The organism is Vibrio sp. RE86, assembly GCF_013114545.1.
Classification (GTDB): domain Bacteria; phylum Pseudomonadota; class Gammaproteobacteria; order Enterobacterales; family Vibrionaceae; genus Vibrio.
This window is the reverse complement of sequence record NZ_VTXI01000005.1, coordinates 82320-96579: the sequence shown is the minus strand read 5'-3', so window position 1 is coordinate 96579 and position 14260 is coordinate 82320. Positions and strand designations below refer to the sequence as shown.

Annotated in this window: 10 protein-coding genes; 3 read left to right on the top strand and 7 right to left on the bottom strand. The window is 45.4% G+C overall.

All coding sequences use genetic code 11. The features are described from left to right. The first annotated feature begins 6 nt into the window (after window positions 1-6). A complete protein-coding gene (locus F0231_RS06835) occupies window positions 7-1512 on the top strand; it encodes an inactive transglutaminase family protein (protein ID WP_171758973.1) in 1506 nt (501 codons plus the stop codon). A 2-nt stretch (window positions 1513-1514) separates the two neighbouring features. After that, window positions 1515-2495, top strand: a complete 981-nt coding sequence (locus tag F0231_RS06830; protein WP_171758972.1) for an alpha-L-glutamate ligase-like protein — start codon at window positions 1515-1517, stop codon at window positions 2493-2495. Between the two features lie 83 nt (window positions 2496-2578). On the opposite strand, the gene F0231_RS06825 is transcribed toward F0231_RS06830, so the two are convergent. From F0231_RS06825 to cmoM, 7 genes are all read right to left on the bottom strand, one after another. Next, window positions 2579-2986, bottom strand: a complete 408-nt coding sequence (locus tag F0231_RS06825) for a hypothetical protein (protein ID WP_171758971.1) — start codon at window positions 2984-2986, stop codon at window positions 2579-2581. Between the two features lie 11 nt (window positions 2987-2997). Continuing rightward, window positions 2998-4173, bottom strand: coding sequence for a porin (locus tag F0231_RS06820; RefSeq protein WP_171758970.1), 1176 nt, complete (start codon window positions 4171-4173; stop codon window positions 2998-3000). 25 nt (window positions 4174-4198) lie between these two features. Next, window positions 4199-5821: a methyl-accepting chemotaxis protein gene (locus F0231_RS06815; protein WP_171758969.1), complete on the bottom strand. Its 1623-nt coding sequence runs from the start codon at window positions 5819-5821 to the stop codon at window positions 4199-4201. Between the two features lie 223 nt (window positions 5822-6044). Then, window positions 6045-10502 carry a chromosome partition protein MukB gene (gene mukB / locus F0231_RS06810; RefSeq protein ID WP_171758968.1) on the bottom strand — a complete coding sequence of 1486 codons (4458 nt, stop codon included), beginning with the start codon at window positions 10500-10502 and terminating at the stop codon, window positions 6045-6047. Further along, window positions 10499-11224 (bottom strand): chromosome partition protein MukE, encoded by a 726-nt coding sequence (mukE, locus tag F0231_RS06805; RefSeq protein WP_171758967.1) that lies wholly within the window; start codon window positions 11222-11224, stop codon window positions 10499-10501. The genes mukB and mukE overlap by 4 nt, the downstream gene beginning before the upstream one ends. Beyond that, window positions 11205-12542 (bottom strand): chromosome partition protein MukF, encoded by a 1338-nt coding sequence (mukF, locus tag F0231_RS06800; RefSeq protein ID WP_171758966.1) that lies wholly within the window; start codon window positions 12540-12542, stop codon window positions 11205-11207. Before mukF ends, mukE begins: the two co-directional genes overlap by 20 nt. 1 nt (window position 12543) lies before the next feature. Next, the gene (gene cmoM / locus F0231_RS06795; protein ID WP_171758965.1) at window positions 12544-13335 is read right to left on the bottom strand and encodes a tRNA uridine 5-oxyacetic acid(34) methyltransferase CmoM; all 792 of its coding nucleotides are present in this window, start codon (window positions 13333-13335) and stop codon (window positions 12544-12546) included. A gap of 113 nt (window positions 13336-13448) precedes the next feature. Here cmoM and elyC point away from each other — a divergent pair, with 113 nt between their 5' ends. Further along, window positions 13449-14252 (top strand): envelope biogenesis factor ElyC, encoded by an 804-nt coding sequence (gene elyC, locus F0231_RS06790; protein WP_171758964.1) that lies wholly within the window; start codon window positions 13449-13451, stop codon window positions 14250-14252. The last annotated feature ends 8 nt before the right edge of the window (window positions 14253-14260 follow it).

The following is a 14260-nucleotide window of genomic DNA, read 5'->3' as shown; positions in this document are numbered from 1 at the left end:
AAATCTATGACGTCAAAAATTCCATTCTATATATCAGTCGCACTGCTTATCGTCGCTGGTATTGTTTTAAGTATGTTTCGTCATCAGCACTATGGGGTTCCCTGGACTCCAGGTGAAACTAGCCAAGTCTGGGATATTGAAGCCCGCGTAGAATTCAACGGTCAAAACAAACCTGTTAAGGCCTCTCTAGCGGCTCCTCACACTCAATCCGGCTTCACGCTCATCAACGAATCATCTTCGTCACCTGGTTATGGCGTCTCTTACGTAGCAACCGACTCTGGCCGTCGAGCTGAATGGTCTATCCGTTCCGCGTCTGGCCCACAAACGATTTACTACAAGGTTCAATTCCTTGTTGACCCTCAAGCTAAAGTCGACCCTATCCCACCAAGTGATGACATCACGCCTCCTACATTTGATGGCCCGACAGAAGCAGCTGCTGTGGCACTTATTGAACGAGCTAACCAACGTTCAGCGGACGACATTACATTCACTCGTGAACTGATTAAGTCGTTGAATGATGGTGATAGCCAAAACGCCTCACTACTACTCAATAATATGTCTAAGGTAGAGTCTGTTGACAAGCTACTCGCTTACTCAAAAATTCCGAGTAAAGTTGTCGGTGTGATCGAGCTAGAAGATGGCCGACGCCGCCAGACAATCCAGCACATGAACCTAGTGTGGGATGGTAAAAACTGGGAACTTTTCAATCCAAATAGCGCAACTCAAGTTATTGAAGAAAACATTTTAGTCTGGGATGAATCAAATGTTTCATTACTTGATTTGATCGGTGGCCAAAACAGCCAAGTTCACTTCTCTATGATTTCTCAAGAAGTGTCTCCATCACAGGCGACGAAAGAGAAAGTCGAAGCGGATGGCCTGCTGAACTTCTCGATTCACAGCCTACCACTGGAAGAGCAAGCAATGTTTAAGACCATTATGCTCATCCCGATTGGCGCACTGATCGTTGTTTTCCTACGTGTCATTATCGGTCTGAAAACATCAGGCACCTTCATGCCTGTTCTGATTGCGGTTGCCTTCGTACAAACCCAACTTGTAACCGGTATTGTCGGCTTCCTACTTATCGTCGGTACTGGTCTGGTGATTCGTAGTTACCTATCCAAATTAAACCTGTTACTTGTCGCCCGTATCTCAGCCGTCATTATTACGGTCATTATGATCATTTCGGTGTTTACGGTTGTTGCGTTTAAGATTGGATTGACTGAAGGTCTGTCGATTACGTTCTTCCCGATGATCATTTTGTCTTGGACAATCGAACGTATGTCGATCCTCTGGGAAGAGGAAGGCGCGAAAGAAGTTGCGTTGCAAGGCGGTGGTTCACTGTTGACTGCGGTTCTCGTTTACCTAGCAATGACCAGTCCATTTATTCAACACCTGACTTTCAACTTCATCGGTCTACAGCTGATTGTACTCGGTGGCATCTTGCTTCTTGGTACATACACTGGTTACCGCTTAACTGAGCTTCGTCGCTTTAAGCCACTAGCGGAGGACTAAACATGTTTGCACGTTTTGTCTCTCAGTTCACTTCTCCTAATAAGCTGCGTCATAAAGGCATTATGGGAATGAACCAACGTAATCACAGCTTTATTGGACGCTATAACGATCGTTCCAAGTATCCATTGGTGGATGATAAGTTAAAGACTAAGATCATTGCCCAGCAACATGGTGCTACCACCCCTGAGCTAATTGGCACCATCGCTAACCAAGCCGAAGTTAAGCGAATTCACAAGATGGTCACTAACTGGCCAGGTTTTGTTATTAAACCTGCGCAAGGCAGTGGTGGTAAAGGCATCTTGGTCATCGTTTCTCACAAAGACGGCGTATATACCAAACCATCAGGGGCGACCATCAACAAAGAAGATGTCGAACGTCATATCAGTAATGCATTGGCCGGCCTTTTCTCTCTGGGTGGTAAGAATGACGTTGCCGTTGTGGAGAATCTGATTAAGTTCGATGATTGTTTCGACGGCTTCAGTTATGAAGGTGTACCTGACGTTCGTATCATTGTATTTAAGGGCTACCCGGTAATGGCAATGATGCGCTGTTCAACGGCGGCTTCAGACGGTAAAGCGAACCTTCACCAAGGCGCTGTTGGTGTTGGCATTGACATTGCCACAGGCAAAGCGATTCGCGCTGTACAGTTTGACCAGCCGATCACACACCACCCTGATACTGGTAAAGACCTCTCAACCTTACAAGTTCCACACTGGGAAAGGTTGCTTGTCTTAGCGTCTAGTGCGTGGGAGATGACCGGGTTAGGTTATATGGGTACAGATATGGTTCTGGACCGTGATGAGGGCCCTATGGTGTTAGAGCTTAATGCTCGCCCTGGCTTAGCGATTCAAATTGCCAATGGCGCGGGCTTGTTGCCTCGTCTCCATCACATTGAAAGCTTAGGGATGCTAGCAGATTACCCTAAACCTGAAGAGCGCGTAGCGTATGCCGCAAAACAATTTGGTTCAAGCGTTCAATTCTAAACTCTAAATGATGGAATAAAAAATGCCCCATAGTGACAAGCTATGGGGCATTTTTATTGGGGGGTTTCTTTGTGACTATCGCGCTAAAGTTTGACTAGGACTTTAACGGAACCATCAACCAAGCTTTCATCGATGTAACCGATGACGTTACTGCCGCTTGCGACTTTGGCTTTTAGTTGCTCAGGCGAATTCACTGACTCAGGTGGTGTTCCTTTCCCCGTAAACAGCTTTTTCGACCAATAAGATTCCAATTGGGCAAGTGATTTTTTAGTCACCGCTTGGTGGAAGTCTGCTTTTTCACTGTTCTGGTCACTCAGTTCAAGCACGGTCACTTGACCGCCATTGAATTTGGTCTTTTTGCCGAGATATGCCTTCTTTGCATCGGCCACAGATAAACCATCAGGCAACGTAGGAGAACCAATAATGACGACTCCTGCTGCGGCATTAAACGATAGTAGTAAACCCAAAGCAGTGGTTACGATTCCTTTCATCAGTCATCTCCTTAAAATGTTGCATCTAGCTTAACGGTATAGACAAGTGTGTCATCCAGTCCATTTAGCTCATTAGAATTGCGTTTTTCAGCAGAAAGATTGTTTTCTGCATAAGTGACGTCCCCCTTCAACGCTAGGCCAGGTTGGATGTCCCAACGTGCACCGACACTATAGGCATCTCGATCACGAGGTGTGTTAGCTTGCGAAATAACTTGATGATCATTATCGTCTGTCGTCTTAACAAAAGAGTACATGACGTACGGCGTCACAGAGCCAAAGTGATAACCCGTGCTAACGTAGCCTGACATGCTATCCCCATAAACACCTTCGATCTCTGTATTGGTAAATTCCGTCAGAAGTTGAACGCCGTGGTCTTCATAACGAGCTCCTAAACTGTAAAAAGAAGCCGTATCGCTAGTTGCAGCAACAGTAATCGGCCCTGCCACTGGGTGTTCAAATGAATATGCTGGCGTATTGATTTCAGCCGACGTGTAGCTTGCTCTTAGTGTTAAGATATCGTCCGTCCAGCTCGCAGATAACCCCATCAGCTTGTCTAAAGACGTGCCATTTACCGCAACATCTTTTTCGTTACCATAGAAACCCTGTAGATAAAGACTTGAATCTTCAAACTCCAATTCATAACCTGCATCAGCGCCAGTAAATGAATCAATAATTACTCGTCCATAGACTTCCTCAGGCCCGCGAGCCCATGGCATGGCATAAGTCACATCTAGGTAATCCGATAGCATGAACAATGGTAGGCGCAACTTACCACCACGGATCTTCAATCCATCTTCAAACTGATAGCCTAGGTAAGCCCACGTCACTTCTGGTTCCCAACGATCTCGGTTCATATCACCATCATCGTCAGTTCCCTTAGCAACTAACTGCAGCATTGCTTCGACATTACTGGTTGGGCGAAATACCCCTTGAACACCAAATAGTGACTCATTTTCGAATTCAACGCTGTCAGTCACTCCTGCATAGCCTGATTCATTGTCCGCTTTACTGATACCCGTACTCGCAAAGCCGTTTACCGCAAGAGTCGAACCAGACGATGAAGAAGCCACCATTTGAGAAAGTTGCTCGACTTGTTTTTCCAAAGTCTCAATTCTAGCTTCATCTGCAAAAACTGATTGACTTAGCAGCACTGCACAAATACCGGCAGTAAGTTTATTTACTTTCATAAAACATCCACTGTTTATAGTTCTATTATTGATTGCTCACCTTAAACTGCTTAATAACTGAATGCAGTTTAGTGGTAATTTCTTCTATTTCATTCGACAGGGTAAATAGACTCCCTGCCTTTTCAGTTGCGGTAGCTGATTGAGCTTCAACACCAGCCAGTCCGTTCTCTGCGTTGGCCGAATTCACTCTTTGCTGCTCGGCTGCAGCAGCAATACTGCTATTGAGGTCACTCATTAGCTGTACTTTACCTGTTACTTCGTTTAGTGCATCTAGCACTTGCTTCGACTGTTCTGCGCCTTGGTTAGCTTTCGTTACACCATGCTTCATTGAGACCGAAGCGTTGTCCGAAACAGATTGAAGCTCAGCAAGCATGTCACGAATCGATGACGTTGATTCTTGGGTCCTCGAAGCTAGCTGCCTTACTTCATCAGCCACAACAGCAAAACCACGCCCTTGCTCGCCAGCACGTGCGGCTTCGATCGCTGCGTTTAAAGCTAGAAGATTGGTTTGTTCTGCGATTTCACCAATGGTATTAACCGCGCCCCCCACTTTCGCTGAGTACTCAACGAGTTGATTCACAACATTAGCGGTCTGTTCAACGTCCTGTGCTAAGGACTCAAAGGAGTTAACAGAGTCAATAACCGTTTCATGACTAATTCGAACCCGATCTCGCGCTTCAGACGCTTCCATAGACGCTTCATGCGCACTGGTCGATATGGTGTTAACTCCTGCAATAAGCTCCGACACGTTGCGTAATGTCTCACCTATTGTCTGCTGTTGCTCTTCAGTCAACGCACGACTACCTTCACTGAATTCAACAAGTCGTTCGCTGATTGAAATAAGGTGCGATACTTCGTTTCGAGTTGTTTTGATATTGCGCTCAAGGATGCCAATGAAGCTGTTGAAGTTCTCCACCAGTTCACGAACCTCTCCTTGTCCATCAAAATCAAGGCGTGAACTCAAGTCCCCTTCGCCGGAAGCGAATTTCTCAAGAGAACTTGCTACTGCAATGATATCGCGCTGCAGGCGATAACCCGTTAATGCAGAATAGAAAGCAAAGATAATCAGCCCCAAAGCACCAAAGGCACTGATATAAAGAAATGTGATGTGTTCAGCGTCGATAAAGGTATTACTTTCGGTAGCAATGTTCTCCATCGTCAGCTCGTACCCTTTTACAAGGCTTTCTACCTCGTGAGTCAAGCTATCAAAATGAGCAGCATTTTGTTTTGCTCGTTTTCCAAGTTGCTCGAGATTGTCTGTCCCATCGATAAACTCCATCACAATGCTGGATGTGTTGGCGTGAAACTTTTCGATCTCTTGTTTCAACTCGACGATTCTGCTGGTCTCTCCACTTTGAGTGATCAAAGTTAACTGAGTAAGCGCCTCAACTAATTCAACATACACTTGCTGAGCATTCTCAAAGTTCTCTTCTTCAGCAAGGATCACCGCTTGGTTCATCTGTTGATCGTAGTGGACAAGTAAGCTCATAATCTCAATGCTTTTTTGCGTCGCTGGGAAGACAACTTCTTTTATGTCCGTTAAATCTGAAGTCACCTTTTTGCCTAGCTGTTCATACATATAAAATGTTGAACCAAATAAGCCAAAAGCCAGTAAGCAGAATGAAATTAGGCGAATTGTGATATGCATAGTTACTATATGTTATTCCGTTAAACCAGTTACAACATACCATACACCATACCATTTGCAAATTAATAAAACTGAACATTTACCTTATTTCGGAAGTTCAACTATAAAAATGACAACAATTTGCTATCAACTCCATAGTCAACAATCACTTATTACGCTGTATCGCATCCATAAAAAAACCTCATCAAATTTGATGAGGTTTTTATTAACGCTTAAGGTTGAATCAGAGTTCTTCGACTAGCTGCTGAATCTCACTATTCTGTTTTTTCTCTTGGCCAAAGCCACGCAGACCTACAACGTGTACATGCTCATGGTCTTTAAACACTTTACGTACCAATTTGTAGGTTGTCCCTTTCTCTGGGCTGATATTCTCTGGCGCAGCAATCAGAAGTTGCATATCCAGACGATCACACAACTCAAACAGGGTTGAGATAGACTTAGCATCCAGTCGCGCGGCCTCATCGAGGAACAACAAACGACACGGTACAATGTCTTTACTTCGTAGTCGGCGAGATTCTTCTTCCCAACTCTGTACCACCATCAATAAGATCGACTGGCCAGTACCAATTGCTTCACCAGTAGAGAGTGCACCAGATTCTGCTTGTAACCAGCCATCAGAACCACGGTTCACTTCTACGCTGAGTTCTAGGTAGTTACGGTAGTCGAGTAGCTCTTCACCCAGAACCTGTGGTGAACGTTGACCCATATCGATATGTGGGTTTACACGTTGGAACAACTTCGCCATCGCCTCAGAGAACGTAAAGCGTGAAGACTCAAACAGATCTTTGTGCTGTTCTTGCTGCGCTGACAATCCATTAAGTAGCACTTCATGGCTCTCGCGGATCTTCACGTTCAGACGAACACCTTTCACCTGACCAAATGAAATATTCGATAGGCCTTGGTTCAGCATACGAATACGGTTTTGCTCACGTTGAATCGTCTTCTTAATGATGCTTGCTACTGACTCAGAACTGATTGCTAGACGGTTTTCACGTTGAGTTAGTTCTTCTGTTAGACGCGCTAGTTCTACTTCCATCTCTTCAATTGCTTCGACTGGATCGTCAGTGCGAATGATATCTTGGCGAATACGTTCGCGTAGATGCTGGTAAACAGCGATGTAGAACAATACTTTACGTTCTGGTCGTGCGTTGTCTTCCGACAGACGCAATGCATCTCTCAGGTCATCATTGTCAGCGACTGCAAGACGCAGCGCACCTAATGATTTATCCGACATTGAGCGCAACTCATTGTCAGACATGTAAGCCAATTCACGCTTGTGCAGACGACGTTCAACATCGTTCTCACGCGCTAAACGCAATACAGAGCACCAACCCGCTTTAGCAGCAACGACAAATGTACGAAGTTCAACGTACTCTTTCTGAACTTTCTTGAGGCGCTTCGCCAATGCTTTCATCTCGAGTTCAGTCGAGGTAATCGTACGCTCGTATTCACTCTTACGTGTACGTGAAGTGTGCAAACGCTCTTGTAGTTCATCACGTCGACGCATTGCACGCTCTGCCGCACCTTCATCTGCCGTTACGCCGTACTCTTGCAGCTCTTGTTTAAACTCTTGAACCGTTTCTAGCTTAGCTTGATGCGAACTCTTCAATGACGCCAATACTTGGTTGTACTGGTTCATCTGGCCTTGTGCTTGCTTGAGTTCATCACGCGAGCGTGTACGAGTTCGTTCAGCTTCGACGAGCTTAGATTTAAGCTGTTCGCTCAGTTCACTACTCTTGTTCAACAAGTCAACGGAATCTGAGTACGCAAAGTAGTGGCGACGTTCTACAAGATCAGATACAGCGAAGATCTGCTTCTTAAGCGCTTGTAGGTTTTCGTCCGCTTGCTTGTAGTTGGCTTCCAGAACATCAAACTGCTCTGGGTCAGCATCTAGCGCTGAAACGATCTTCTCAAGCTCATTGAGTGCTTTACCATGGTTGGCAACGAACGCTTTCGCTTCCGTTAGCTTTGCCATGCTCTGCTCTAGTTCTTCAAATTGAGCCGCTAACGCATCATCTTCAATCAACGCCATGTTTGGTGCGATCTTATCTAGTGCGCTTAATGCTTGCTTACTTGCCAGTAACTGACTACGTTGCTGCTGCTCTTTTGCATCCATCTCTGACAACAGACGCACGACTTGATTGCGTTTTTCACGAATGTTCGTCAGAGCTTGTTCAGGATCGGATTCAAAGGCCACTTGAATATGTTTAGCAACAAAGTTATTGAACGCTTGGTATAGGCGCTGCAGCTTTTGTGAATCGAAAGCAGCTTTTGCGTGTTGCTCCACCACTTCATCACGTTCAGCGCGAAGTAGCTCTAAACGCTGCTCACGTGCTGCACGGCCAAACAGTGGAATTTCAGGCAGTCGAGAGTAACGCATTTGGCGGGCGTTCATACGAACACACACTGCGCCTTCTAGCTCTTCCGCATCAAATGAACTGTCATCAAAGGCATCAATATCGCCTTCAATGATGTAGAGATCTTCAGGACAATCATCCAGCTCTACCAACTTCTCTTCGATGTCTGACAGATCTGAAACTACAATGGCATGACGTGCTGGACCGTACATTGCACTGAAGTAAGGCGCATCGTCGATAGTGATGTCGTCGTAGATCTCAGATAGAAGTACACCACCTAACGTATCCGCTAAGCCTTTAAGACGAGGGTCATTTGAACCACCTGGCGATGCTAAACGCTCAATCTCACCTTCAAGTTGTGTCCGGCGCTCAGCCAATTTGTCTTTCGCTAATGATTGCTGCTTCTCATCTTCCAGCACCACTTGCATTTGGCTCATAACCGCTTGGCTATCTACTAGATCAGCATCACTTTGCTCACGCAGCGTTTCAAGCGCATCATGTGCTGCAATCCACGTCGGTGCGATAGCTTCAAGCTTGCTGATTTCAGAGTTTGCGTCTTGCTCTAGGCGACGTTGCTCACTTCGCTGTTCGCGCAGCTCTTCTTGCGACATCTCTAACGATTCAATCTGCAAAGCATGACGCTCACGCTCTTGCTCAAACGAAAGCTCATCAACAAGATCAACGTGATGCTGCTTCTGGTACTCAGAAACAAGCTCTTGAGTTTGATGCTGTTTGAGTAAGCGACGCTCTACATCACGATGTTGCGCTCGCCACTGTTGTTCGTTTTGAACAACATGTTGTGCATCTCGACCTTGTTGAATCGCTGACTTCGCTGATGAAGCCGCTTGCTGGCGATCAACTTCGCCAACCACTTGTTTCACTAACTTAAACGCAGTTTCAAACTGTTCAGCTGCCGCTGAAGAAAGATCCAACTTATGCTTAATAGAAAGCAGCTCTGTTGTGCTTTCTGCTTCTTGCGACTTCAGCAGGGCAACGAGTGTCTGTGCTGATTCTGCTGTTAAGCTGTCATCATCCAGAAGTTGCTTAGCCTTCTCTAACGCTTGAACCGCTTGCTGGTACTGAAGTGCACGAGTCTGTTGAACATCCAAAGCCTGTTGGTAGTCTGCAAGTTGGCTCTTCAAGCTATCGACTTCTTCTTCAGAAACCGTCGCTTGCTCTTCCATCATCAGAACACGTTCTTGCGCTTCTTCAACGACCATCATCTGTTCTTCAAGACGCTCTTGGAGCTCTTCAAGGTCTTCTTGATAGCGTTCGATCTTCTCTTGCTGACGCAGCGCGTTTTGTACAAGCTGCAAGTGGTCAGACGCCGCTTGGTAGTCTTGCTCTAACGAAGACTCAGATTCAACTAACAGTTCGAGCTCTTCTTGAACGCGGTTAAGTAGGTTGTTCTGCTCTAGTAGCGTTTCTCGCGAACCAAACAGTTCTGAGCGCAGTGACAATGTTTTATCTAGTTTGTTACGGCGATCATTCGCATGGCGCATGTAATCGGCAGCAACGTAATTCGTTGACTCAGTAATCAAATGTTTAAACAGATCACGGTCAGCTTGGGTAGTTTTGATCGCCTCAAGTGTCATGCGGTTTTCACGCAGCGCCGATTCCATATCTTGGAACGCTTTCTTCACTCCGCCATTTTGTGGCAGTAGGTAGTCGCGTAGAGAGCGAGTAATCGCACTTGAAATACCACCGTAAAGCGATGCTTCAATCAGACGGTAGAACTTAGAACGGTCACTTGAGTTGCGAAGTTTCTTAGGAATAACACCGAACTCAAACATTTGTGAGTGGTAATCAACAATCGAAGAGAACGCTTTAAACTGAACGCCTTCAAACTCACCGATGGCTTCTTTTACTTCATTAATTTGACGAACACGTGCTTGCGTCGCCGATACACTTTCAATCAGTATATCTGTCGGTTTGACATGACTTGGTAGGCCTTGGATAACAAACGGTTTGATATCCACTTTCTTGTCACGACCTGCAACTTGCTGAAGCTTAACTGCGAACAGTAAACGTTGATTGCGTGAATTCACAACATCCAGCGCAGCGTAACACGCACCCGCTTGAAGCTTACCGTAAAGGCCTTTATCACGTGATGATTGGCTACTGCCCGCCTCAGTGGTGTTACGGAAGTGAAGTAGCGTTTGATCTGGAATTAGAGCGGTAATAAACGCGGCCATTGTGGTCGACTTACCGGCACCATTACCACCAGATAACGTTGTAACTAGTCCATCAATATCAAAAGTACGTGCAAAGAAGCCGTTCCAGTTGACCATGGTTAACGATTGATATTTACCTCGTTCAATCATGCTTCACCTTCTTCTATCATTTCATCTTCGGCTTTTTCTTCGTTCGTATCTTGTTCTAGCAAGTTACCTTGGCTTGGTTCTTTCGTGTGAACAACCGCTTCACCATCACGAATCAAGCGCAGCTGTGCTTCACGCATGTCGTCACCCACACGCACATCCGCACCAAAACGGAAAACAGATTCACTGATACTGAATTTGCCTGTTTCACCGATGTTGATGATCATACCCAAGCGGCGCAGACGACGTAGCGACGTACGTACTTTTTCAAACAGTTTTTCTTTATCTAGGTCTGAGCCCGTTGCACGGTTAGTCACAAGCTTCATAAGTTTGCTTTCATCCGCAAGAGCAATCAATTCTTCATACAACTCTTGGTTGGTGAAGATGCCTTCATGAGCCAAACGCTCAGGACTTAGGTAAAGGAAACAAAGTACCTTACCCACTAGCATATCGAGCTCAGATAACACACTTCGGCCAATCAATGACGTCGAGCGTGGTCGTAGATAGAAGAACCCTTCAGGTGCTTTCACTAGCTCAGTGTTGTAGCGCTGATAAAAAGACGACAGTTCGATTTCGAAGTCTGATAGTAGAGCGTGGTTATCAAGATCTTCACTTGAGATATGACGCCCTGCTCGCAACATGCTATCTAGCGCTGGGAACAGAGGGTTTGAAATTGCTTTTGCCAGTTTATCTGACATGTAATCATTAATATCGGTCGATGACATTTGCTTGTACCTTTGCACCATGATCGTTGATCGCCTGCCAATCTGGCTGAATCGCTTGGTAGTCAGACTCTGAATAGCCTAGACGTACTGCTTGGTCGATAACAATTCGTGCTAAATCAAAATGATGAGTATGTGGGTGTTGCGCTAAGTAATCGCGAAGCACAAGTCCCAGATCGATTGGTGCGCCCTGTTCTTTATGAACTTTTAGCATGGAACCAATTCGCTCAGACAGCTCATCATTGACCTGTTGGAACTCTTCGTATTCAACTTCTAAAGGTACTTGTCCAGTCACTTCATCGTCACGGAGTACCAGAGCTTCATCACGAAGATCGGTGAGACGCTCAGCATCTGCGTAAGTCAGATACCAAGGCATATCGAAATAATCTTTTACTGATTGACGCAGACGTGTGCTAAAGGCGCGGTTCTTGTCCATATCAATCGCAGTACGGATAAACTTATGAACGTGACGGTCGTAGCCAATCCAAAGGTCGATCGCTTGCTGCCCCCAACTGGTAATGCGGTCCAGTTTCATCTGTAGGCCAAACAAGGTCTCAGCAATGAATTCAAGTTCATCATCGCCATAAACCAACTCTTGGATATCGAGAATCTGCGTTTGCAGTTCATCGCCTGCTGCTTGAAGAGTATCTTGCAGCTCTTTCAACGTATTTGAGGTTTCCGACAACAGAGATTCACAGTTATTGATTGCATCACGCCAATCTTTATTCAGTAACTCAGCGATTTGCAATTTAACCGATTGCTGCTGTTCGTCCATTACGCGCTGGTTAAGATCGATTTGGTCAAAAATCTCTCCAACAGAATACTTCAATACGCCGTAAACGTTTTTGCGCCAATGGCCAGGCGTTCCACCTTGACGTGCAGACTCAATCGCCTTCGCCATTTCATCAGCAACCATCGATAGCTGAATAGAGAGTTTAAGCCTTGAGAACTCTCTATGACGCACGTAGTAATCCGTAATACCAATCGCTAGTGGAGAAAGGCGGTAAATGCTCGCGCCGTCGGTAACTTCACTCGTAAAACGGCTAATCAATCGCTGTTTTACCATTTCGTTTATCGCATTATTGGCACGAAATGCCGATGCATCTCCAGTCTCTTCGAATAATCGAGTGACAATCGTGAATGCGTCGTGCAGTTCGCCCTCTCCTAGCTCTTCATCAAACCTTTCATTACTCAATACAGCGATGGCAATTAAGAACGCCAGTCTCTCTGTACTCAAGTTCAATGAGAAGTCATGCTGCTTTACCCAACCAACCAATTCATCGATTGGCTGTTCTGCAGCATTTAGAGTCATCTCACTCATGTTAATCCTGCTTTTCTTTCTTTTGTGCCCATACGTGTATGTATCGACCTAATGAGAGGTATGGCTCTTGTCTGCACAATTGTCTTTCCAGGGCCAACACATCTTCATACTGGTAGTCGCCCATGTACTCCATATTGCCTATGTAGTCACTGAAGCATCGAATACCAGACTTACCACAAATCGTGAAACCAGCGTCTTCGATCCATTCATAGACCTCTTCTGGCTTTAACCCTTTTTGAGGCTGTAACTTAAATCTTTTTCGGTGTGGCATTCCGTTTATTACATGAGGGATATTGCCACAAACCACATTTTTGTAAACCAAACCATGATGGTTGTAGAACATGATGGATGCCACGCCACCCGGTTTCACCTGTTCAAGAACCTTTTCAAGAGCGGGTTTAGGGTCGCCCAACCACTCCATGACCGCATGAAACAGCACGACGTCCACTTGACTGTCTAAGTGCTCGTCAATGGATTGAACAGGAGAATGAATGAAGCGATACTGCTCAAGCAGGTTGTTATTTGCAATATCCTGCTCTGCTAATTGCAGCATTTCAGAAGATAGATCACATAACGATATATGATGTCCGAGTTTGGCAAGCTTTTGCGACATTTGTGCTAAACCACCACCCGCATCAAGGATGTTAAGTTGTCGATTTACCCCATCAACAGTGTCTATAACTTGTTCAAGGTCTTCCCAGACAATGACTTGGCGAATCTCACCTTTGTCAGAGCCGTAAATATTTTTTGCAAATTTGTGGGCAATATCGTCGAAATTGCGGTCTTCAGTCACAGCAGCTTGAGTTATGATGTCTAATCGTGCCGCTATTCTGTCACAAGAAAGGCAGGAATAAAGAGGCTTTCTCTTAAAATATAATCAATTGATGTTTTTTCGGACTATTTAGTATGTTTGAGCTGAAAAAAGTTGTGTCCTCTCTGCTAATGCCACTACCAGCGATGTTAATCATCGGTCTGTTTGGCCTAATGCTGATCATGTTCACACGCAAGCAAAAAAGTGGATGTTTTGTTGTTCTATTCTCTTTCATCGGCATTTTTCTCATTGCATTCCAACCTGTATCATCCCGCTTATTGATGCCACTTGAGCGCCAATATTCAGCCTTCTTCCCCGTCGACGAATCGATCGACTATGTCATGGTATTAGGAAGTGGCCATGTGGTAGATGATAAGATCCCACCAACCTCTGAACTAAGTCGAACCGGATTAATGCGTTTGGCTGAAGGCATTCGCATTATGCGTATCTACCCAGGTGCGAAACTCATCTTATCTGGTTATTCTGGGGGTTCAGAAGTAAGTAATGCTCGAATGATGGCGAAAGTCGCGCTTGCGCTGGGCGTTTCTAAATCTGACATTATCTTATTAGAAACAGCAAAAGATACTTGGGAGGAAGCAAGACAAGCAGCCGCTTTTGTATCAACAAAGAAACTGGTTGTAGTAACGTCGGCTAGCCATATGACACGTGCGCTCAACGAGTTCCATTCTGCTGGGCTTAAACCTTACCCAGCTCCTACTAACTACCTAGCTCATGACAAGGTTACACAAGCTTGGGCTAAATACACACCCAAAGCTGTTTACTTAGAGCAAACCGAACGCTACTGGCATGAAACGTTAGGACGTATGTGGCAAACGCTTCGCGACTGGGCGTCTGACTACGAAGAGAAAAGTATTCAAGCCGGAGACTCTAAGCTTTAACTTAGGCT

What these genes read in the sequence shown, in the direction of transcription:
- F0231_RS06835 (WP_171758973.1), top strand. Translation starts at nt 7, where the DNA reads ATGACGTCAAAAATTCCATTCTATATATCAGTCGCACTGCTTATCGTC.
- F0231_RS06830 (WP_171758972.1), top strand. Translation starts at nt 1,515, where the DNA reads ATGTTTGCACGTTTTGTCTCTCAGTTCACTTCTCCTAATAAGCTGCGT.
- F0231_RS06825 (WP_171758971.1), bottom strand. Translation starts at nt 2,986, where the DNA reads ATGAAAGGAATCGTAACCACTGCTTTGGGTTTACTACTATCGTTTAAT.
- F0231_RS06820 (WP_171758970.1), bottom strand. Translation starts at nt 4,173, where the DNA reads ATGAAAGTAAATAAACTTACTGCCGGTATTTGTGCAGTGCTGCTAAGT.
- F0231_RS06815 (WP_171758969.1), bottom strand. Translation starts at nt 5,821, where the DNA reads ATGCATATCACAATTCGCCTAATTTCATTCTGCTTACTGGCTTTTGGC.
- mukB (WP_171758968.1), bottom strand. Translation starts at nt 10,502, where the DNA reads ATGATTGAACGAGGTAAATATCAATCGTTAACCATGGTCAACTGGAAC.
- mukE (WP_171758967.1), bottom strand. Translation starts at nt 11,224, where the DNA reads ATGTCATCGACCGATATTAATGATTACATGTCAGATAAACTGGCAAAA.
- mukF (WP_171758966.1), bottom strand. Translation starts at nt 12,542, where the DNA reads ATGAGTGAGATGACTCTAAATGCTGCAGAACAGCCAATCGATGAATTG.
- elyC (WP_171758964.1), top strand. Translation starts at nt 13,449, where the DNA reads ATGTTTGAGCTGAAAAAAGTTGTGTCCTCTCTGCTAATGCCACTACCA.